At 62.7% G+C, this 21517-nt stretch carries 17 protein-coding genes; 10 read left to right on the forward strand and 7 right to left on the reverse strand.

The window, feature by feature from the left end:
- Window positions 1–41: 41 nt before the first annotated feature.
- From E4656_RS03540 to E4656_RS03570, 7 genes are read left to right on the forward strand one after another with little or no spacing between them, the layout of a single operon-like run.
- Window positions 42–1358, forward strand: a complete 1317-nt coding sequence (locus E4656_RS03540; RefSeq protein ID WP_205849084.1) for a hydroxymethylglutaryl-CoA reductase — start codon at window positions 42–44, stop codon at window positions 1356–1358.
- Window positions 1355–2266 carry a UbiA family prenyltransferase gene (locus tag E4656_RS03545; protein WP_135481228.1) on the forward strand — a complete coding sequence of 304 codons (912 nt, stop codon included), beginning with the start codon at window positions 1355–1357 and terminating at the stop codon, window positions 2264–2266. Before E4656_RS03540 ends, E4656_RS03545 begins: the two co-directional genes overlap by 4 nt.
- A complete protein-coding gene (locus E4656_RS03550; RefSeq protein ID WP_135481230.1) occupies window positions 2257–4845 on the forward strand; it encodes a PEP/pyruvate-binding domain-containing protein in 2589 nt (862 codons plus the stop codon). Before E4656_RS03545 ends, E4656_RS03550 begins: the two co-directional genes overlap by 10 nt.
- The gene (locus tag E4656_RS03555) at window positions 4842–5939 is read left to right on the forward strand and encodes a BtaA family protein (RefSeq protein WP_135481231.1); all 1098 of its coding nucleotides are present in this window, start codon (window positions 4842–4844) and stop codon (window positions 5937–5939) included. Before E4656_RS03550 ends, E4656_RS03555 begins: the two co-directional genes overlap by 4 nt.
- Entirely contained in the window at window positions 5936–7294 is a 1359-nt protein-coding gene (locus E4656_RS03560; protein WP_135481233.1) for a diacylglycerol/polyprenol kinase family protein, read from the forward strand. The genes E4656_RS03555 and E4656_RS03560 overlap by 4 nt, the downstream gene beginning before the upstream one ends.
- Complete coding sequence (locus E4656_RS03565) at window positions 7285–8298, forward strand: GNAT family N-acetyltransferase (protein WP_135481235.1); 1014 nt, start codon at window positions 7285–7287, stop codon at window positions 8296–8298. Before E4656_RS03560 ends, E4656_RS03565 begins: the two co-directional genes overlap by 10 nt.
- Window positions 8295–9923 carry an AMP-binding protein gene (locus E4656_RS03570; RefSeq protein WP_135481236.1) on the forward strand — a complete coding sequence of 543 codons (1629 nt, stop codon included), beginning with the start codon at window positions 8295–8297 and terminating at the stop codon, window positions 9921–9923. The genes E4656_RS03565 and E4656_RS03570 overlap by 4 nt, the downstream gene beginning before the upstream one ends.
- A gap of 41 nt (window positions 9924–9964) precedes the next feature.
- Here E4656_RS03570 and E4656_RS03575 read toward each other — a convergent pair whose 3' ends face one another.
- From E4656_RS03575 to E4656_RS03585, 3 genes are all read right to left on the reverse strand, one after another.
- A complete protein-coding gene (locus E4656_RS03575; protein WP_135481238.1) occupies window positions 9965–10954 on the reverse strand; it encodes an aldo/keto reductase in 990 nt (329 codons plus the stop codon).
- Entirely contained in the window at window positions 10954–11370 is a 417-nt protein-coding gene (locus tag E4656_RS03580) for a VOC family protein (RefSeq protein WP_135481240.1), read from the reverse strand. Before E4656_RS03580 ends, E4656_RS03575 begins: the two co-directional genes overlap by 1 nt.
- Before the next feature lie 113 nt (window positions 11371–11483).
- Window positions 11484–12599 carry a GNAT family N-acetyltransferase gene (locus E4656_RS03585; protein WP_167855917.1) on the reverse strand — a complete coding sequence of 372 codons (1116 nt, stop codon included), beginning with the start codon at window positions 12597–12599 and terminating at the stop codon, window positions 11484–11486.
- Between the two features lie 191 nt (window positions 12600–12790).
- On the opposite strand from E4656_RS03585, the gene E4656_RS03590 reads away from it, so the two are divergent.
- The gene (locus tag E4656_RS03590) at window positions 12791–13213 is read left to right on the forward strand and encodes an HIT domain-containing protein (RefSeq protein ID WP_240753889.1); all 423 of its coding nucleotides are present in this window, start codon (window positions 12791–12793) and stop codon (window positions 13211–13213) included.
- A gap of 14 nt (window positions 13214–13227) precedes the next feature.
- Here E4656_RS03590 and E4656_RS03595 read toward each other — a convergent pair whose 3' ends face one another.
- Window positions 13228–14769, reverse strand: coding sequence for a putative bifunctional diguanylate cyclase/phosphodiesterase (locus tag E4656_RS03595; RefSeq protein ID WP_135481244.1), 1542 nt, complete (start codon window positions 14767–14769; stop codon window positions 13228–13230).
- Between the two features lie 239 nt (window positions 14770–15008).
- Here E4656_RS03595 and E4656_RS03600 point away from each other — a divergent pair, with 239 nt between their 5' ends.
- Entirely contained in the window at window positions 15009–16598 is a 1590-nt protein-coding gene (locus E4656_RS03600) for a sigma-54-dependent transcriptional regulator (protein WP_240753890.1), read from the forward strand.
- Window positions 16599–16767: 169 nt separating this feature from the next.
- Here the strand turns inward: E4656_RS03600 and E4656_RS03605 are convergent, their stop codons facing one another.
- The 3 genes from E4656_RS03605 to E4656_RS03615 form a co-directional block, all read right to left on the reverse strand.
- On the reverse strand, window positions 16768–17514 hold the full coding sequence (locus tag E4656_RS03605) for an RNA methyltransferase (protein ID WP_135481246.1): 747 nt from the start codon (window positions 17512–17514) through the stop codon (window positions 16768–16770).
- 2 nt (window positions 17515–17516) lie between these two features.
- Window positions 17517–18779 (reverse strand): HlyC/CorC family transporter, encoded by a 1263-nt coding sequence (locus tag E4656_RS03610; protein WP_167855918.1) that lies wholly within the window; start codon window positions 18777–18779, stop codon window positions 17517–17519.
- Between the two features lie 106 nt (window positions 18780–18885).
- Window positions 18886–19668, reverse strand: a complete 783-nt coding sequence (locus E4656_RS03615) for a cytochrome C assembly family protein (protein WP_167855919.1) — start codon at window positions 19666–19668, stop codon at window positions 18886–18888.
- A gap of 121 nt (window positions 19669–19789) precedes the next feature.
- Here E4656_RS03615 and ffh point away from each other — a divergent pair, with 121 nt between their 5' ends.
- On the forward strand, window positions 19790–21184 hold the full coding sequence (gene ffh, locus E4656_RS03620) for a signal recognition particle protein (RefSeq protein WP_135482253.1): 1395 nt from the start codon (window positions 19790–19792) through the stop codon (window positions 21182–21184).
- The last annotated feature ends 333 nt before the right edge of the window (window positions 21185–21517 follow it).

Genomic DNA, 21517 nt, shown 5'->3' on the forward strand with positions numbered 1-21517 from the left:
GTAGTGCGGCAACCCGACAACCGCCACCAAGGATTAATGGCATGTCCACTGAACACCATCACGCCGATGCATTTCTGGCCTCGCTGCTGCAGGACCGGGATGCGGACACCCTGCGGGCGCGCCTGCACCCGGACTTGACTGCGCCTGTCGTGCCCCGGCTGCCCAGGTCGCCCCGCCTGTCTCCCGCCATGATAGAGCGCCGGCTGAAAGCGCTGGCCAATGGGCCGGAATTGCGCGCGCACCTGCTTGACCCGCATACGGAAGCCCATCTGGAGGCCTACGCCGGCAATATCGAGTATGGCCTGGGCACGGTGAAAATGCCCGTTGGCGTGGCCGGGCCGCTGCGCGTGCGGGGTCTGTTTGCCGGCGGTGACTATCCGTTGCCGTTGGCGACCACTGAGGCTGCCCTGGTGGCGTCCTACCATCGCGGCGCCCTGGCCATCAATGACGCTGGTGGCTGCACCTCTGTGTTGATTGACGAAGCGGTGTCGCGGGCGCCGGGTTTTGCCTTTCCATCGGTCAGAGACTCGGGTGAATTTGTGGCCTGGGTACTGGGACAGCTCGAGACCATGAAAGCGGTTACGGGTCAGACCACACGGCATGGTGAATTGAAGGGCATGAAGGTCACCATCGAAGGCAACCATGTCTACCTGATCCTGCAGTTCCATACCGGCGATGCCTCGGGCCAGAATATGGTCACCCTGGCTGCCGAGGCGATCTGCCAGTTTATCCTGGAAAACAGTCCGGTAACGCCTGATTACCATTTCGTGGAGGCCAACCTGTCCGGCGACAAGAAAGCCAGTGCGCAGTCCTTTACTTCGGTACGCGGGCGCAAGGTGACCACCGAGGTGGTGCTGTCGCGCCAGATTGTCGAGCAGCGCCTGCAGACCACACCGGAGCGCATGACGGACTACTGGCGCTTCTCGGCCATGGGTGGGGTGCTCAGCGGCACCATGGGCGTGCACGGCCATTATGCCAATGGCCTGGCGGCGCTCTATATCGCCACCGGCCAGGATGCGGCCTGTGTGGCGGAGTCGGCTGTCGGTACCACGCGTCTGGAACTGACCCCGGATGGCGGGCTCTACGCCACCCTGACCCTGCCCAACCTGATGCTGGGCACTGTCGGCGGCGGTACCGGCCTGCCCAGCCAGCAGGCCTGTCTGAACATGATGGGTCTGGCGGGCACGGGCAAGGTTCGTGCGCTGGCGGAAGTCGCCGGGGGTCTGATTCTGGCAGGCGAGCTGTCGATTATCGCCGCTCTGTCCGCTGGCCACTTTGCCCGTGCGCATCGCAAGCTGGGGCGCGAGCGAGGCCAGGAGGACACGGATACATCGACCGGGCAGGGAGATCAGCCATGACTGCCTTGCCTGATGAGTCGGGCCTGACACTGCTGCAGCGGGGCTGGCGCTATCAGCAGGAGCGTTTCCCGCTGCTGGTCCACGGGCCCCTGATTGCCGTGATGGCGTTCGGAGCCTTTGGCTATGCGATTTCGGTCGCTGAACTGCAACCAGATTTATACCGTTATCTTTCATGCTGGGCCGGGCTACTGGCCTTTTTCTTCCTGCTCCGGGTCGCCGACGAGTTCAAGGATTATCAGACCGACTGTGCGCATCGACCCTACCGGGCCGTGCCGCGCGGGCTGGTCAGTCTGCGCGCACTGGGCATTGCAGCTGCAGTGGCACTGGGCCTGCAGATACTGCTGATACCCGTGGTGGGCCTGTACCTGCTGGTGCCACTGATACTGACCTGGGTCTGGCTGGGGCTCATGACCCGGGAGTTTTTTGTCGGCACCTGGCTGGAGGCGCGACCAGTCCTTTATCTGTTCAGCCATATGCTGATCATGCCGCTGCTGATGTTCTATGCGCTGACGCATTTCGGGCCGGTCCCTCTGGCTCAGGTCTGGCTGCTGCTGCCGCTGGCGCTGGGCGTCGGCCTGTGTCTCGAACTGGGTCGCAAGATTCGGCGCCCGCAGGATGAAGAAGCCGGGGTAGAAACCTATTCGGCGCTATGGGGGCCGCGACGCGCTGCGTTGGCCTGGTTCGCGGCCGTTCTGTTTACGCTGGTCTGGTTGTTTTGGGCGCTGCGCCCAGTGGCGCCGGCCGTACTGACCGTCGGCGTGGTGGCTGTTGCCGGGCTGTTGGCACTGGCACTGCTGGTGGTGCACGCCAGGCAACCGGAGAGTCGGGCGGCCAAAGGGTTTGAAGGCCTTTCGGCGCTGCTGATTCTGCTCTCCTATGGCGCGCTCGGGGTGACACCATGGCTTTAAGGAAAAGCGGCGCTGCGGGCAGCAAGACATCGGCCCGTATCTGTCATGCCGGCAAGGCCCCGGCAGATCGTCTCGGCGGCAAGGGGCGGTCGCTGCAGGCACTGGCGCACGACTTCCCGATACCGGATTGGTTCGCGCTGATTCCCGTTGCCGGTGACCAGAGTGATAAACTCGTGGTGCCGGACCTCAAGGCGGCACTGAAGCGGCTGGATGGCGGCCAGGGTCCCTATGCGGTGCGGTCTTCCGCCCTGGACGAAGATGGCAGCGCGCATTCCTTTGCCGGGCAACTGGAAAGCCACCTCAATGTGACGGCGGAGGATGTCGCGGCAGCGGTGGAATCGGTATGGGCCTCGGCGCGTGAACAGCGGGCCCGGAGCTATCGGCAATTGCGGGGTCTGGACGGCGAAACCGATCTGCCGACCGTGCTGGTACAGCGCATGGTGCCGGCAGAGTGGGCCGGCGTCGCCTTCAGTGCGGACCCGGTCAGCGGGCGCCGTGATCAGGTAGTCGTTGCCGGTCTGGATGGCCTGGGCGAGGCCCTGGTGTCCGGCGAGCGCAGCGGCGAGACCGTGGTGTTTGCCGGCACTGATCTGCAGGGCGCCCCGGTGCAGGCGGACCCTGATCTCAGGATGCCTCTGGAAGTGGCTCGGGCTGCGGCCGAGTTTGCCATCAGGGCCGAACATCTGACCGGGCGACCGCAGGATATCGAATGGGCCTGGGCAGAAGGGCAGCTCTGGTTGCTGCAGTCGCGCCCGGTGACCACCCTGACCAACCTGCCGGATCCGGACGGCGCCCCGGTGCTGTGGGACAACAGCAATATCGCCGAAAGCTACAGTGGCGTCACCACGCCCATGACATTCTCTTTTGCGCGCTATGTCTATGCCGGTGTGTATCGGGAATTCTGCCGCCTGCTGCGGGTGCCGGATGCGGTGATCCGTGACGGTCACGAGGCCTTTGACAACCTGCTGGGTCTGGTGCGCGGGCGCATCTATTACAATCTGCTCAACTGGTATCGCTGCCTGGCCATGCTGCCGGGCTTCAGGTTCAACGGCCCCATGATGGAAAAGATGATGGGGGTGGATGAAGCATTGCCGGATGAACTGATGGCTCAGGTCCAGGTGCCGGCTTCCGGCCGCTGGCGCCGCTGGGGTGATCTGCTGCGCCTGCTGTCCAGTCTGTCTGCCATGGGTTTCAGGTTGTTCCGGTTGCCGCGCGATATCCGGCGCTTTCATGTCCGTCTGGACACGGCGCTGGCTGCCGATGCGTCTTCGTTGCAACGCCAGCGGCCGGACCAGTTGGTCGCGCACTATCGAGACCTGGAGCGGCAGTTGCTGGCGCGCTGGGATGCGCCGCTGGTGAACGACTTCTTTGCCATGATTTTCCACGGCCTGCTGGAAAAGCTGTGCGCACGCTGGTTGCCGAATGCGGCGGAGCAACAACTGCACAATGAACTGCTGGCCGGTGATACCGCCATCATCAGTACCGAGCCGGCGACCCGGGTGGCTGCGCTGGCCGATCAGGCGCGCTCGGCGCCGGTACTGGTCAGGGCCCTGCGACAGGATTCGGTACCCGATATCCGGGCGCTGCTGAATGATCACCCCGAGTTCAAGGCCGAAGTGACGGCCTATCTGCAGCGTTTTGGTGACCGCTGTGTGGAGGAACTCAAACTCGAGAGCCGCACCCTGAACGAGGACCCGTTGCCGCTTTTCCGTGCCATCGGTACCCGGGCCGCAGCCCCTGAACGCACCGACATCTCGGACCCGGGCGCCTTGCGCAGGCAGGCCGAGCAGGCGGTGGCAAAACATCTGCGCGGCAGGCCTCTGCGGCGCTGGCTGTTCCAGCGCGTGCTGGGGCAGGCGCGGGCAAGAGTCAGGGAACGGGAAAACCTGCGTTTCGAACGCACCCGCCTGTTTGGCCGGGTGCGGCAGATCCTGCTGGAACTGGGCAAGCGGCTGTATGCGCTGGATCGTCTGGATGCGCCGGAAGATGTGTTCTATCTGGAACTGGAAGAGGTGCTGGGCTTTGTCGAAGGCCATGCCACCAGTACCGATTTGAAAGGACTGGCCGCTTTGCGAAAAACCGAGTTTGCGGCCTGCCGTGAGGGACCGGCACCGGCGGATCGCTTCATGACCCGTGGCGCGGTGCATGTGGGCCATAGCTATGAACGGGCGATGCCCGCTGCTGATGAAGACATGACCGCCGACCTGTCCGGCACGGGTTGCTGCGCCGGTGTGGTGCGCGGCCCGGTCAGAGTGGTCACGGACCCGCGTGCGGCCACGCTGGAGCCGGGCGAAATTCTGGTGGCCGAGCGCACCGACCCGGGCTGGATACTGCTGCTCTCTGCCGCGACCGGTGTCATCGTGGAGCATGGCAGTCTGCTGTCGCATGCGGCTATCGTGACGCGGGAACTGGGTGTGCCCTCTGTGGTGGCTGTGCCCGGTGCGACCCGATTGCTGGTCACCGGCGAGTGGGTGGAACTGAATGGCGCCACCGGGGCCATCCGGCGCCTGGCGGCAGAGGAAAGCACCAGTGATTCCGGTCAGGGCGAGCCGGCAGATACCACAGAGGAAAAGGCATGAGCAGCAAAAGCCAGATCCAGGACCGGGCCCGTTTCGACCAGATCCGCTATGCCCAGTGCTGGGAAGATGCCGACCAGTTGGTAGCAGCCCTGCAGGGGCCATCCGGGCGGACTTTTCTCTCGGTCGCTTCGGCGGGTGACAACAGCCTGGCCTTGCTGACGCTGGACCCGGCACGGGTGCTGGCCGTGGACCTCAATCCGACGCAGTTGCATTGTCTCGAATTGCGCGTGGCGGCCTACCGTCATCTGGATCACGCCGGTCTGCTGCGGCTGCTGGGGTCCAGGCCTGCAGACGACCGGGCAGAACTTTATGCGCGCTGCCGGCAAAGCCTGTCGGCAGAATGCCGCGAGTGGTGGGATGCCCAGCCGGACCTGATCGCCATGGGGATTGGCGCGGCCGGGCGCTTCGAGCGCTATTTCCGCCTGTTCAGTCAGCGTGTCTTACCCCTGGTGCACAGCCGCAAGACCGTGCAGGCGCTGCTGCAGCCGCGCGACCCGGCAGCACGGCGCCAGTTCTACCAGCAAAAGTGGAACACCTGGCGCTGGCGCCTGCTGTTCCGCCTCTTTTTCTCGCGCTGGGTGATGGGGCGTCTGGGCCGCGATCCGGCGTTCTTCCAGCATGTCGATGGGGCGGTCGCCCCGGTTATTCTGGAGCGCACTCGGCATGCGCTGGCCGAGCTGGACCCGTCCGCCAACCCCTATCTGCACTGGATCCTCAACGGCACCCATGGTGAAGCGCTGCCGCTGGCCCTGCGCCCCGAGCATTTCGACACCATTCGCAATCGGCTGGATCGCATCGAGTGGCGGCTGGCACCGGTCGAGGCGGTGGCCGAGGAGGTGTCAGGCGTTGACGGCTACAACCTGAGCGACATTTTCGAGTACATGGACATGCCGGCCTACAGCCGGTTGCTGCAACAGTTGGCCGAGCGCATGAACCCGGGCGGGCGACTGGTGTACTGGAATCTGTTTGCACCCCGTACCCGACCCGAGGCGCTGTCTGATCTGCTGCAGCCGGAACCTGAGTTGGCGGAGCAGCTGCACGGCCAGGGCAAGGCCTTCTTCTACGGACGGTTTGTGGTGGAGACCCGCAAATGATCCAGCCGCCTCTGTCCGCGCAGGATTTTCTCTGGCTGCCGGTGCCCTTGCTGGTCCTCACGGGGTTGGGCCTGAGCCTGTGGCTGCTGCGTCGGCGCCTGGATCTGCATCCGGAACTGCTGCGCAAGGGCATGCACATCGGTACCGGTCTGATCTGCCTCTGTCTGCCGCTGTGGTTTGCCACCCCCTGGCCGGTACTGACTCTGGCTGGTGTGGCGCTGCTGGCCCTGCTCGGCCTGCGACTGTTGCCTGCCGATGGCCAGGGATTGGCGTCGGTACTGCACGGCGTCGGGCGTCGTTCGGCAGGTGAGCTCTACTTCCCGCTGTCGGTGGTGGTCCTGTTCCTGTTCAGCGGCGACGAGGTGGTCTTTTATCTGATCCCGATTCTGGTGCTGACCCTGGCCGACGCAGTGGCCGCACTGGTGGGGCTGCGCTATGGCCTGTCCCGCTATCGGGCGGAAGAGGGTTACAAGAGTGCCGAAGGCTCCATGGCCTTCTTTCTGGTCGCCTTCATGGCCACCCATGTGCCGCTGCTGCTGTTCACAGACATGACCCGGCTGGATACGCTGCTGCTGGCGCTGATCATCGGCCTGCTGGTCATGATGCTGGAAGCCATGGCCTGGCGGGGCCTGGACAATCTGTTTATCCCCCTGGGTACCTGGGCCTTGCTGCAGACCTATCACGAGGCCAACTCGGCAGCCCTGATCGAGGTGCTGGTGGTCACGGTATTGTTGATTGTCGTGGTCATGGTCTGGCGTCGGCGCACGACCCTGACCGATTCCAGCCTGTTTGCGGCCATTCTGGTGGGTTATGCCGCCTGGGCGGTGGGTGGCCTGTTGTGGCTGCTGCCGCCGCTGGCCCTGTTTCTGACCTATACCGGCCTGGTGCGGTTCGGACACCAGCGGGTAACGCATGATGTCCGGGCCGTGGGCGCCATTACCGGCGCCGGGCTGATCTGCCTGCTGGCGCAGGTACTGGTGCCGGGGGAAAGTTTCTATGTGGCCTGGGTGGCGGCCTTTGCCGCCCAATTGGCCATGATCGGTATTGCTCGCATACACGGCAATACCGAGCACGGTCATCGCGGCCGTATCTGGGCCCAGGCGACACTGCAGGGCTGGGGCATCGTGGTGGTGCCGACAACCCTGCTCGGCAGCAGCGGGGCGGAAGTCTGGCAGTATCTGTTGGGCGGTGCGCTTCTGACCGGTCTGGCTGCCGGGCTGTTTCAGCATCTGCAGCCGCAGATCGAAAACTGCCCGCGGGATGCTGATCGCTGGTGGCGCCAGGGTCTGCTGGGCGGTCTGGCGGCCCTGATCGCGGGTATTCTGATGTTTGCAGGAGCGCCGTTTTGGACCTGATCAGCGCTACAGACTGGCACAGCGCTGAGCTGCATGACCTGGACTGGGGCGACCAGTCGCCGCCCTCGTCTGCATTGGCCCCGGAGCGCGTGCTGGTGGTGGTTGACGGGAGCTCGGGCAGGGTGCTGGCCCGGTGCGCGTTGTGGTGGCAGGACACCCCTCCGGCAGGCGAGGCAATACCCGGTGTGGTGGGGCAGTTCTGGTCCTGTGATCAGGGGGCTTCCACCATGCTGCTGGCTCATGCCTGCGAGATGCTGGCCCGGCAGGGGTGCCGGCTGGCGCTGGGGCCCATGGATCGCAACACCTGGCATGCGCATCGGCTGGTTACCTGGTCCGACGGCACGGCGCCATTCCCGCTGGAGCCCGAGCAGCCGGCAGCATGGGTTCAGCACTGGCAGGCGGCCGGATTTGTACCGACCTGGCACTATCATTCTTCTGCGGCCGTGCCGACACCGGGTGATGACCCGCGCAGTGAACGCATTCGAGCCCGCATGCAGGCCCAGGGCATGCAACTGCGGCCCTTGCAGAAGGACCGGTTCGAACAGGAGTTGGCCGCCATCCATCAGCTCAGCCTGCAGAGCTTTCGGCGCAACCTGCTGTATCAGCCCCAGAGCTGGGACACCTTCCGGCAGCAGTATCAGCCCCTGAAAGCACTGCATGAACCCAGGGCCACTGTGGTGGCGGAAGATCATCATGGGCTGGCCGGGTTTTTGTTTGCCTATCCGGCCCCGTCGGTGACAGCAGACGGGGCATCCCGGCTGGTGCTCAAGACCATCGCCGTCAGGCCGGGCCGGGACTGTGCCGGGCTGGGACTGCTGCTGGCCGACCATGCCTATCAGGCGGCCTGCGAGGCCGGTTATGGTGAAGTCATTCATGCCCTGATGCAGGACAGCAACCGGTCGGCCCTGATGCGCTCCGAGACCGCTCGTGTGTTCCGGCGCTATGCGCTGTTCTCGCGCCGTCTGGACCAGACGACCCGGCGCTCCAGTGGAGGTCTTTCATGAGTGGTGCCCAGAGCTCCGACCCTGCGCAGCCCGGCAACAGTTCCAACATTGTGGCGTTGTTCGATACGCAGACGGCCGCTCAGCCGGACGCAGCCGCACTGCTGGATGGTCGACAGTATCCGCAGCAGCCCATCAAGACGCACAGCTTTGCCGATCTGCAGCGGCTGTCACTGGCCTGGGCTGACACCCTGGCGCAATCGGGGATAGGGCCAGGCGACCGGGTGCTGGTGGCATTGCGGGTGTCACCGGCGCTTTACGGGCTGTTGCTGGCCCTGTGGCGTCTGGGTGCGGTGGCCATCCTGCCCGATCCTTCGGCGCCCAGAAGCCAACTGGATGATACCTGCCAGCGCCTGCAGCCATCGGCCTTTGTGGGGATACCCGCAGCTCATCTGCTGCGTCTGGGTTATGCCAGTGTTCGACGCATACCGCGACATTTCAGCGTCGATGCCTGGTTGCCCTGGACGACGCGGCTTGGAGGCAACCCGACCGAAGCTCCGCCCCGCGACGCATGGAAAGCGCCGGCAGACAGTCCGGCCCTGATCACCTTTACCAGTGGCAGTACCGGTCGACCCAAGGCGGCCTGTCGCAGCCACGGGTTTCTGCGCGCCCAGTATCAGGCCATTCTTGGTACTCTGCACCTGCAACCGGGCGATGTGGATGCCACTACACTGCCGGTCTTTGTGCTGGCCAACCTGGCCGCCGGTGTCAGCACGCTGCTGCCACCCGGCGATATTGCCCGGCCCGGGGCCATCGAGCCCGTGCCGGTATTGCAGGCGATGCAGGCCTGCGGTGTCACCCGGGCCAGCGGTTCGCCGGCGTTCTTTCGTCAGCTCTGTCAGGGCCTGAACGAAATGGCATCGCCGCAGTTGCAGCACCTGCATACGGGTGGCGCGCCGGTCACGCCGGAGATGATGCTGGACTATGCGCAGTTGGTGGCCTCTGGGCGCAGTGTGACAGCGGTCTACGGCTCCACCGAGGCCGAGCCCATTGCCGAGTTGCCCGCCACCGAGCTGAATGAGACTGCGCTGGCCGGGCCCGAGGCGGGCTATGGCCTGCCAGCAGGGCGTCCGCTGGCGGCTGTCCGGTTGCGCATTCTGGCGGTGACAGAAACGCCGCCGCCATTTCGCCTTACCGCAGCAGAACTGGAAGAACGCTGTATCGGCCCGGGCGAGATTGGTGAAATCACCGTGGCCGGGGCCCATGTGCTGGGCGGCTATCTGGACGGCGAAGGCGATGAGCAGACCAAGTTGGATGTCGAAGGCGTACGCTGGCATCGCACCGGCGATGCCGGCTATCTGGATGCGGAAGGTCGCTTGTGGCTGGTGGGCCGGGTGTCGGCGGCAGTTACTCTGGGCGGACGATGCCTGTATCCGTTTCAACTGGAATATCCGCTTCGGGCCCAGCCCGGCGTGGCGGCGGCAGCCGTGCTGACGCATCAGGGTCAGGCCTGCCTGGTGATCGAGCCCAAGCCGGGTTGTCAGCCTGATGTCGAGCAACTGGTGTCTGCCCTGCCGGTCGGCATCCCGGCCCAGTCAATACGGCTTGTAAAGCAGATCCCGCTGGACCGAAGGCACAATGCCAAGATCGACTATGGTGCCCTGCAGGCGCTGCTGAGCCGGCCCTGAAAGCCGCTCAGCAACCTGCCTGCAGACGGGACGGGTCGGGTTCAGATGTCGCCCCGGATATGCTGGCGTACTTCGGCATGATAGAACTGGAACAGCGTATCGTGCAGTTCATCCGCTAGCGGTGGCAGCGCAGAGGCGGCCGCATTGGCAGTGACCTGCTCCGGTCGACTGGCACCGGTAATGATGCTGCTGACACCCGGCTGGTCGAGCAGCCAGCGCAGGGCCATCTGCGGCAGGCTCATGCCGGTCGGGCACAGGGCCTTGAGGCGCTCGGCCAGTTCCACGCCGGTATTGAACGGCAGGCCGGCAAAGGTTTCGCCGACATAGAAGGCCTGGCCGTCCTTGTTGAAGTGACGCTGGTCGTCTTCGGAAAATTGCTGATCTTTCTGCATTTTCCCCGACAGCAGGCCGCTGGCCAGACCCAGCCGCACGATGACGCCAACGTTCTTTTCCTCGGCGCGCGGCAGTACCTGTTCGGCCATGTCCTGGCGCAGCAGGTTGACGATCAGCTGCAGACTGGCCACGTCAGTGTTTTCCAGACACCAGAGGGCATGCTCGACGGTCTCGACACTGGCGCCGTAGTGGCGGATCAGACCGTCCTGCTTGCACTCGTCCAGCCACTCGAACACCTGTCCGCGTTGCAGTTCGGCATAGGGAATGCAGTGCAACTGCAACAGATCCAGGCAGTCGGTCTGCAGGCGTTCACGCGAGCGCTCGATGGCGGCGCGCAGCTTGTCCCGGGTATAGCCTTCGCCGTAGAGTTCCGGCGTGCGTCCGGCCTTGGTGGCAATGATACGCGGCGGTGCCGGGTGTTGTTGTGTGTAGGCGCCGATCAGCTGTTCACTCTGGCCGCCGCCATACACATCGGCGGTATCCCAGAAGGTGACACCGCTTTCATCGGCTGCGTTCAATATGGCATTGGCCTGCGCGGTGGGCAGGGCACCCCAGTCACCGCCGAGCTGCCAGCAGCCGAGGCCAACTTCCGATACCTTGAAACCTGTCTTGCCCAGTGGGCGTTGTCTGACCGTCATTACCATTCTCCCGTGTTGTCCATGGATGCCCAGGGTTCCTGCGGCGGCAGGGCCTCGCCTTTCTGCAGCAGTTCTATCGACTGCTGGTCCGGTGAGCGCACAAAGGCCATGTGTCCGTCCCGTGGTGGACGCAGTATGGTCACGCCATGGTCCATCAGATGCTGGCATTTCTCGTAGATGTTATCCACCGCAAAGGCCAGATGCCCGAAGTTGCGGCCACCGGTCAGGGTTTCCGGGTCCCAGTTCCAGGTCAGTTCGATTTCCGGCTCACCGGGCGCGGTGGCCAGAAAGACCAGCGTGAAGCGACCCTTCTCGACCTCCTTGCGCTTGGTTTCCACCAGGCCCAGACCGTTGCAGAAAAAATCCAGTGAGGCATCGAGATCCTCGACGCGGAGCATGGTGTGGAGGTATTTCATAATTACTCCTCTAAGTTGTGATAGAGAGGTCGACAGTAGACAGTGCACGGTCGACAGTGAGCCGTGAGCTTCCGCTGAGTCTCGGGCTACTGTCGACAGTCGACTGTCTTCCGTCAACTGTCTTGGGCCTTGAACGGCAACAACGTCTCCGCCTCGGCCATATAGGCATCGATATGAGCCCGCTCCTGCCGCACATGGCGGCGCACCAGTTCATGGAATTCCCGGTGCGCCAGCCAGTGGGCGCTCCAGGTGGCGACGGGCTCGAAGCCGCGCGGTACCTTGTGCTCGCCCTGCGTGCCGGGGTCGAAACGTTGCAGGCCTTTGGTGATGGCGTACTCGATGCCCTGATAATAGCAGACTTCGAAATGCAGACAGTCGATCTCCTCGATACAGCCCCAGTAGCGACCGTACAGCGTCTGCTGATCATGGAAGAACAGGGCGCCGGCAATCAGTTCGTCATTGCGGAAGGCCAGGGCGAAGCAGACCGAGTCGGCCAGGTCGGTGACCAGGGCGCGGAAGAAGGTCTGCGTCAGGTAGCCGTGCATGCCGCGTTTCAGATAGGTGCTGTGGTAGAACGCATAGAAACGCTGCAGCCAGTCGGCCCGCATCTCCGAGCCTTCCACCATGCGGATCTCGATGCCGGCTTCGGTCACCCGGCGCCGTTCCTTGCGGATGGTCTTGCGGCGGCGCGCGGTCATGCGTTGCAGGAAATCATCGAACGTCCGGTAGGAGCGGTTGTGCCAGTGAAACTGGCAGCCCTTGCGCAGAATGAATTCCGGCTCGGCAAAGCGGCTGAGCAACGCGGTATCCGGAAACAGCAGGTGCCAGCCGGAGGCATCGTGCTCGGCGCAGGTGTGGGGCAGGGTGTCTATCCATTCGTCCATGGCAGGCAGGGCTGCTGCGGTGTCGACATCCAGTACTCTGGGGCCCATGGAGGGCGTAAAGGGGATGGCAGTGACCAGCTTGGGAAAGTAGTTCAGGCCGGCACGCGCATAGGCATCGGCCCAGGCCCAGTCGAATACATATTCGCCATAGGAGTGATACTTGCGATACAACGGCAGCAGGGCGCCCTGATCATGGCGCTGATGCGCCGGTTCCCAGCCGCTCTGGGTGTTGCAGCAGCCGGTCTGTTCAAGGGCATGCAGAAAGCGCCGCTGCGCAAAGGGGTTGTCCGGGGCCGGCGCGCCGGGTTTGGGCGGCGGGCATTGATCGATCAGCGTCCAGGTCATGTTAGTGTCCTGAAAAAGGAACAGGGGTCTGACGATGCAAACCGTATGTGCAGCGTTACGCAGTCTGCCGCTCAGCAGTTCAGCGATTCCTGCGGCCTGAACTGGGGCCGGGTTTCGGCTATACTGCCGGAGTCGCATTGTCCTGAATCAAGGAGGCTTCTGTCGAGCCCATGTTCGAACTGGATTATAGATTGCAATCTGACTGTGTCTGGGTGGGCGACTTCATGCTCAGCCGCGTGTTGCTGATGAAGGATGCCAATTATCCCTGGGTGATCATGGTGCCCAAGCGTGAAGGTGTGTCCGAAATATATCAGTTGGACACGGACGATCAGGAGCAGTTGATCTGGGAGTCTTCGTTTGTTGCCAGCGCTATGGCCGAGGAATTCGGGGCTGACAAGATGAATGTGGCGGCCCTGGGCAATGTCGTCAAGCAGTTGCATGTGCACCATGTCGTGCGTCGCCGGGATGATCCGGCCTGGCCCAACCCGGTATGGGGCCGGGTGCCGGCGCGGCTCTATACCAATGCCCAGTTGCGTGATCGGGTGCTGCGTCTGCAGCGGTGTTTCACCACCAGCACCTTCAAGCCCAATGAAGACGTGCAGGCCAGTTGCTGAGGTAACTCCTGATTTCAGCGCCTGGCGTTGGTCGCGGCAACCGCCGGCAGAACTTCAGTCTGCTGTGTCAGCACCGCATGGAACTCCGCCAGCGGCATGGGCTCGCCCATCAGGAAACCCTGCAGGAAGTCGCACTGGTGAGCAGCCAGCCAGTCGCGCTGGGCGCTGTTTTCCACCCCTTCGGACACCAGTTGCAGTGACAGGCCTTCAGCCAGGCCCATGATGGCCTGCACCATGGAACAGACATCCTGGTCGTTGGGCAGATCTGCAATGAAGGAGCGGTCAATCTTGAGCTTGTGGAAGGGCAGATACTTGAGTCGGGCCAGGGAGGAGTAGCCGGTGCCGAAGTCATCAATGGACAGCTGAATGCCCATCTCCGCCAGCCGCTGCAGATTGGTGGCCACGGCAAAGGTGTCACCCGTGGTGGCTTCCTCGGTCACCTCTATGCCAATGTCCTCTCCGCGCACGTCATAGCGGCTCAGCAGGTCCTGCAGTTGCTGCGGATAACGGCTGTCGCAAAGCTGCTGGCCGCACAGGTTGATGGCCACCCGGCAGGTCAGCCCGCGGCTGCGCAGAGAGCGCAGATCCCGACAGACCTGTTCCACCACATAGTAGTCCACATCCACCATCAGGCCGGCGCGCAGGGCCATGGGCAGAAACTCGCCCGGTTGCAGCAGACCGCGTTCCGGATGCTGCCAGCGCACCAGGGCCTCGGCGCTCTGCAGACTGCCATCAGCGGCGAATATGGGCTGATAGTGGACAACCAGCTCCCGGTGATCGAGCGCCTTGGTCAGTTCACTTTCCAGCAGCAGGCGCTGAGCACGCTGGCGCTGCAATGCCGGGGTGAAAATGACCGACTGATTGCCGCCATGCGTCTTGGCTTCCAGCATCGAGGCTTCTGCTTCCTGCAGCAACTGGGCCGCCTCCTGGGTGTCATACTGCGAAATGCCGATGCTGGCGGTCATCATGATGCGCTGGCCGCCGATGTGCAGCGGGCGTCGCAGCGCCTGCCGGATGCCGTCGATACGCTGCATGGCACCGGCGTTGTGGGCGCTGGGATGTACGAGTATGAGAGCGAACTCGTCCTTGCTGAGTCGGGCCGTCATTTCCCGGGGCTGATCGGCGAGTGTCTGCAGGCGCGACGCGAGGGTACCGATTATCTGATCGGTCTGCTCCGAGCCCAGGGCATCGGTCACCGACTTGAAGCGATCGATATCTATCCACAGCATGAATACCGCATGGCCCTGCGGCGGAGCCTGCAGCAAAGCTTCCAGATGGCTGCGCATGGCCTGCTGGTTGGGCAGGCCGCTGATGTCGTCATGCTGGGTCAGAAATTCGAGACGGGCGCGGTCCAGCAGCGCATCGGAATGCACATTGACCAGCGAGACGGCTTCCGCCACACAGGCTACCTTGGCGCGTTCGAGTCCGAGTTCCTGCGCACAGAAGTTGATCAACCTGTTGAGCTTGTCGTCACTGCACAGAGGCTGAAAGTCCTCGCCATGCAGAAGCTGCAGGAGTTGCTGGTGAAAGGCTGTGTACTGCTCGCCTTGCTGCATGACAGGGGGAAGCTTTGGCTACTGAGGCGGGAATCATCGCATTACAGATACCACAATGTCCACCCGTGACACCTGCGGCAGGGTTGCCTTGGGCCAGTCTGATCGGGCAGGGCCAGCCGAAACGCCCGCAGCATCTGGCTGTCGCAGCATTGAAACTGTATTTTCTTTTTGCGACTCCGTGTGCCGTACAGATATATTTCCCGCCGATAAACTTGAGGTTTCCTGCTGCCTTGTAAATAATGCTTTACAAGCTGGCAGACAACTACCACAAGGCCATCATGCGCATAAGAATTCAATGTGAAAACAGGCTGGGCATCGCTCAGGAAGTGCTGGGTATTCTGGTCAGTCACGAAATCGACCTCAAGGGTATCGAGACCGACACGGATGCCTACGGGGAGATTTTCCTCAGTATTCCGACGCTGGAGTTCGAAACCTTTCAGCAGATCATGCCCGAGCTGCGGCATATTCAGGGGGTGCATGATGTCAGTACGGTGGCCTTCATGCCCATGGAGCGGGAAAAGGAAGAGCTCAATGTGCTGCTGGCAACCCTGCCGGAGCCGGTGATCAGTGTCGACACCACAGGCCGGATACTGGTCAGCAACAAGGCAGCTCAGGCCATTCTGCATCTGGATGCAGACGAATTGCGCGGCCGCGGTCTGCGCAAGTTTCTGCGTGGCTTCAATCTCGGCCACTGGTTGAAGGAATCCAGGCACAGCCATCAGAGTGCCTTCGTGCAGATGTCGCGTCAGGCCTTTCTGATGGATGTCTATCCGATCTATATCGCGGATGACCAGGGCCAGCCCCAGTTTGCGGGGGCCGTACTGACCTTCAAGTCACCCATGAAGCTGGGGCGTCAGATCGAAGCCTACAGTCAGACCCAGAGTGAACTGTCGGCCATGGTGGCCGAAAGCCGGGTGATGCGTGAGCAGATGCGGCAGGCTCGCCGTATGGCAGTGCTGGACGCCCCCATTCTGATTACCGGAGAGACAGGCACCGGCAAGGACCTGCTGGCGCGCGCCTGTCACAACTACAGTCTGCGCAGAGACAAGCCCTTTGCAGTGCTGAACTGTGCGTCCTTGCCTGAAAATGCGGCCGAAACCGAACTGTTTGGGGTGGCAGATGGCGCCCTGCCCGGGGTGTCGGCACAGGAAGGTATCTTCTCGCGCTACAACGGCGGCACTGTCTTTCTGGACGAGGTCAGCGCGTTGCCCGCCAGCGTCCAGGCCAAGTTTCTGCGTCTGTTGCATGAAGGCCGCTTTCGCAAGCTGGGGGGTGAGCAGGAGCTGGAAGTCGATATCCGCATTATCTGCTCGTCACAGCAGGACTTGCAGCAGAAGGTCAACGATGGCGAGTTCCGGCAGGATCTGTTCTATCGCATCAATGTGCTGAGTATTCATCTGCCGCCGCTGCGCGAGCGGCGGGCCGATATCGAACCGCTGGCACGCCATTTCGTGCAGCGTCTGGCGGAGACCAGCCGGCGCTTTGTGTCGCTCAGTGACGAAGCGGTGCGGCTGCTGAAACAGCAGACCTGGCCGGGCAATGTGCGTGAGCTGGAGAATACGCTGTATCGGGCGGTGTCACTGGTGGATGGTGATGAAATTCTGCCCGCCCATCTGGGCCTGCCCAGTGTGGATGACACCCTGGCGGTGCAGGTCAGCGAGTTCACCGGCACGCTGGAACAGTCGGTAAAGGAGTTCGAGTCCCGCCTGCTGAAGGCCCTGTATCCTGCCCACCCCAGTTCCCGGCAGTTGGGCAAGCGCCTGGGGCTGTCCCATACGGCCGTGGCCAACAAGCTGCGCGAGTACAATATCGGGCGTCGTCGGGCGTAGATACGGTGGGGTTGTGCCAGTGGTATGCCGCCGTGGTCGGGGCACCAGGTGCTCAGACACGCAAAATACGTCATCCCTGACAGCTCGACTCCGCACATCCCTGTGCGGAGACGGTCTGAGCACCTGGTGCCCACTCCCGGCGGCCTCACCATCACAGCCATTTGGTTGGTCAGCGGCGCGGATCCAGCGACTTGAGCGCCCCGAACAGGGTGTTGAGTTCCTTGCGCGTGGGGCGCGCGCGCTTGAACAGGGTGCGCAGTCGTTCCATGGTGCGGCCGGGCTGCTGGGCGGGGATGAACCCCGACTCGAGCAGGCTGTGTTCGAGATGGCTGTAGAAATGCTCCAGCGTGGCGTGGTCCGGGTAGTCGGCGCCGCCTTCCTGCAGGTCCGGCGCGGCGCTTTGACGGGCCAGGAAGCTCTGGTACAGCTCGTAGCAGATCACCTGAATGGCCTGGGCAATATTCAGCACCGGATGGTCGGGGTGTGACGGGATCATCATGTGGCCATGACACTGCATGATGTCTTCGTTGTGCAGTCCCATGCGCTCGCGACCGAACACAATGGCCACCGGGTGCTGCGTGGCTTCGCTGATGATGTCCGGCGCCCAGGCTGCAGGTGTGCCCTGCGGCAGCTGGAATTCCCGCCCCCTGGCCGAGGTGCCGATGACCCAGCCGCAATCGGCGATGGCTTCGGCCAGACTGTCGACCACCACCGCGCGCTGCAGAATGTCCTCTGCGGTGCCAGCCCTTGCGGTGGCGTCCGCGTCGGGAAAGCGGCGTGGGCGCACCAGGGTCAGTTCATGCAGTCCCATGTTCTTCATGGCCCGGGCGGCAGCACCGATATTGCCCGGGTGAAAGGTCTGCACCAGAACGATACGGACATGGTCGATACGCGGGGCGCCGGTCGGTTCGGTCATGCTCAGAGTTCACGCAGTTTGGCTGCAGTGATGGTGTTGTTGCTGACTTGCAGAATCTCGACCTGGTAACCCTCAATGCGCAGGCTCATGTTGGCGTCGGGAATGTCTTCCAGTTGCTCGATAACCAGTCCGGACAGTGTCTTGGCGCCGTCGGCCGGCAATGACCAGTCCAGGATGCGGTTGATATCCCGAATGCTGGCCGCGCCGTCAATCAGGTAGGAACCATCACTCTGCGGATGGATGTCCTTGTTGTTGTCCGCCACATCCGTGGTGAACTCGCCGACAATCTCTTCCAGAATATCATCCAGCGTGACCAGGCCCTGCACGTCGCCATACTCATCCACCACCAGGCCGATGCGGATCTTCTTGCGCTGGAAGTTGACCAGTTGAGTCTGCAGTGGCGTGGTTTCGGGGACAAAGTAGGGCGCGGTGGCCTTGCGCGACAGCATGACCTTGGTGGGCTGGTCCGAGGTCAGGAATTCGGCGGCATCCCGAATATGCAGGAAACCGATGACGCGGTCCAGATCGCCCTTGTAGATGGGCAGCCGCGTATAGGGGGTGTTGTTCAACTGGCTGCGGATGTCCTCGACCTTGTCATCCAGATTGATACCTGCCAGTTCGTTACGCGGGATCATGATGTCTTCGACCGAGACGTTGTCCAGATCCAGAATGCCCAGCAGCATGTTCTGCCGCTTGGCGGCCAGGCTGCTGCCGGAGGCGCTCACCATGGTGCGCAGTTCGTCGGCATTCAGGGCTTCGTGATTCTGCGGTGTGACACGGACCTTGAACAGCCACATGATGCCGCGCGACACACTGTTGACGAAGACGACGGCCGGATAAAGCACGACCAGCAACGGGCGTAGAATCCACGACGCGGGGTAGGCAATACCCTCGGGGTGCTTCTGGGCCATGGTTTTCGGTGTCACTTCGGCGAAAATCAGCACGATCAGCGTCAACATGCCGGTGGCAAAGGTAATGGCCAGGTTGGGGTTTTCCGGATAGAGGCGAATGGCAATCACGGTGGTGAGCGCACTGGCCGCGATATTGACCAGGTTGTTGCCGATCAGAATGACGCCAATCAGTCGTTCCGGCATCTCCAGCAGCATGCGCACACGTACCGCTGAACGGTGACCACTGTCCGCACGATGCTTGAGACGATAGCGATTGATCGCCATCATGCCGGTTTCGGAACTGGAAAAAAACGCGGAGAGAACCAGCAGCCCCGCCAGAGCGGCGAACAGCAGGCCTATGGGAACCTCGTTCAAGAGTGTGTCTGTCCCTGGGTCACAGTCATAGAGCCGTTGTAAATCCGCGCCTGACAAAAGTCAAGGCAAGCACCGATAACAGCGGGTTTATTCTGGTACAGATTCATCAGACTCCGTTCCCCAGAATGAATTCGAGTACCACTTTGGGCCCGATGAAACCGAGCGACAGCAGAAAGTAGCCGGCCAGCAGGCCGCGCAGTGTCATGACGGCCCGCCAGCCCCAGACATGGTGGCCGATAAAGAGGCCGGCAAAGAGGCCCCAGGCCAGGGCGGTCAACAGGGTCTTGTGGGCCACCTGCTGGCCGAGAAAGGATTCCAGGGCCACATAGCCGATGATCATGGCCAGCGTCAGCAGGATAAAGGCCACCCAGGCCAGCTTGAACTGGGTACGCTCCATGCTCTGCAGCGGCGGCAGGCGCTTGACCAGCGTCGACAGATGGTGGTGCTTGAGCGCCCGCTCCTGCGCCTTGACCACCAGTGCATAGACCAGAGTAACCGTGAACATGGCGTAGGCCAGCAGGGCGAACAGCACATGGACGGTAAGGCTGAACGACAGGCTGCGTATCTCGTACTGGCCGCTGACCGCCACGCCGAGCACCGCCGTTGCCGCACAGACCGGCAGCAGCCAGGCGCCCAGATTGACCGCACCGCGCTGCAACTGATTGAACAGCACCAGTACGGCCAGAATCAGCCCCAGTACCGACAATACCTTGAACAGCCCCAGATCCAGGCCGCCGGACTGCCACACGGCCTGCTGCAGACCCAGAGTATGGCTGACGACCGCTGCGGCCAGCAGCAGATGCAACAGCCAGGGCGGGGCCGGAAAGCGCTCCCGCAGCCAGAACAGCAGGCTGACCAGCAGGTACAGGATGGCGGCTAGAACAGACAACTCGAACACTCCCTATGCTTGTTCAATGCAAAGACCGGCAGACGCCGGTCCCTGTTGGTAGATGGACGCAGTGCAGATCAGTATACTGCACGGCCTGAATCAGGTGAACGTTGGATCAAGCATGTTCGGTACGTTGACAGACCGCCTCGGCGCCTCGCTGAAGAAAATCTCCGGCCAGGCGAAGCTGACGGAAGACAATATCAAAGACACGTTGCGGGAAGTCCGCATGGCGCTGCTGGAAGCCGACGTGGCCCTGCCGGTTGTCAAGGACTTCATCAGCGGTGTGCGTGAGAAAGCACTGGGCACTGAAGTCTCGCAGGCTCTGAATCCCGGTCAGGCCTTCCTGAAAGTGGTCCAGCAGGAGCTGGAGCGGGTCATGGGAGAGGCCAACGAAGGCCTCAGCCTGAATGTTCAGCCGCCCGCCGTGATCCTGATGGCGGGCCTGCAGGGTGCCGGTAAAACCACTTCCGTGGGCAAACTGGCGCGTTTTCTGCGTGAGCGGGAAAACAAGAAAGTCGCCGTGGTCAGTGCCGATGTGTACCGGCCGGCTGCCATCGGTCAGTTGGAAACTCTGGCCGGGCAGGTCGGTGTCGAGTTCATTCCTGCTGATCCAAAAAAGAAACCCGAAGCCATCGTCAAGGCCGCCCTGGCCCATGCGAAGAAGGGTTTCTTTGATGTCCTGATCATCGATACGGCCGGTCGTCTGGCCGTCGATGAAGACATGATGCGGGAGATTCGGGCCCTGCACAAGATCGCCAACCCGGCCGAAACCCTGTTTGTGGTCGATGCCATGACCGGCCAGGATGCGGCCAACACGGCCCAGGCCTTCAACGAGGCACTGCCGCTGACCGGTGTGATCCTGACCAAGGCGGATGGTGATGCCCGGGGCGGGGCGGCGCTGTCCGTGCGTCATATCACCGGCAAGCCGATCAAGTTCATGGGCATGGGCGAAAAGCTGGATGCGCTCGAGCCTTTCCATCCGGACCGGGTGGCTTCGCGCATCCTGGACATGGGCGATGTGCTGTCGCTGATCGAGGAAGTCGAGCGCAAGGTCGATCGCAAGAAAACCGAGAAGCTGGCGCGCAAGATCAAGAAGGGAAAGAGCTTTGACCTGGAAGATTTCCGCGATCAGTTGCAGCAGATGAACAACCTGGGTGGCATGGCCGGGCTGATGGACAAGATGCCGGGCATGGGCCAGATGAAGGAAATGGCAGCCTCTCAGGTGAACAACAAGATGTTCAACCAGATGGAAGCCATCATCAACTCGATGACGGTGCTGGAGCGCCGCTACCCCGACCGCATCAATGGCTCGCGCAAGCGTCGCATTGCCGCCGGTTCCGGTACCCAGATTCAGGACGTCAACCGCCTGCTGAAACAGCACAAGCAGATGCAGAAGATGATGAAGAAGGTGGGCAAGAAAGGCGGCATGCAGAAGATGATGCGCGGCATGGAAGGCATGATGGGCGGTGGCGGCGGTATGCCCCCCGGTGGCGGCATGCCACCGTTTGGGCGCTAGAGCGTCACCCGGCAGGCGACTCAATCAACGCCTCCCAACCCTTGTAGGCTGTGGCCCTTGGCCACGCAAGCGCTGTTTTGGCCGCTGCTTCTGGTGCTGGGTGGGGAAAGCCGCCTTCTGCGGGTCAGGGTACTACCGCGCGGCGGCCGCACCATCAACCTCCCTTGTAGGGAGGGACGCAAGTCCCGATTGGGCCACCAGGCCCCCACAGGAGGACAGCTGGCGCCGCCTGTCGCGACTCGCGTCGCTCGCTACAAATGAGGCACCCATCCCTGTAGGGAGGGACGCAAGTCCCGATTGGGCCACAAGGCCCGCACAGGAGACGGCTGGCGC

This window comes from Natronospirillum operosum, from assembly GCF_004768465.1.
In the GTDB taxonomy this organism is placed as follows: Bacteria; Pseudomonadota; Gammaproteobacteria; order Pseudomonadales; family Natronospirillaceae; genus Natronospirillum; species Natronospirillum operosum.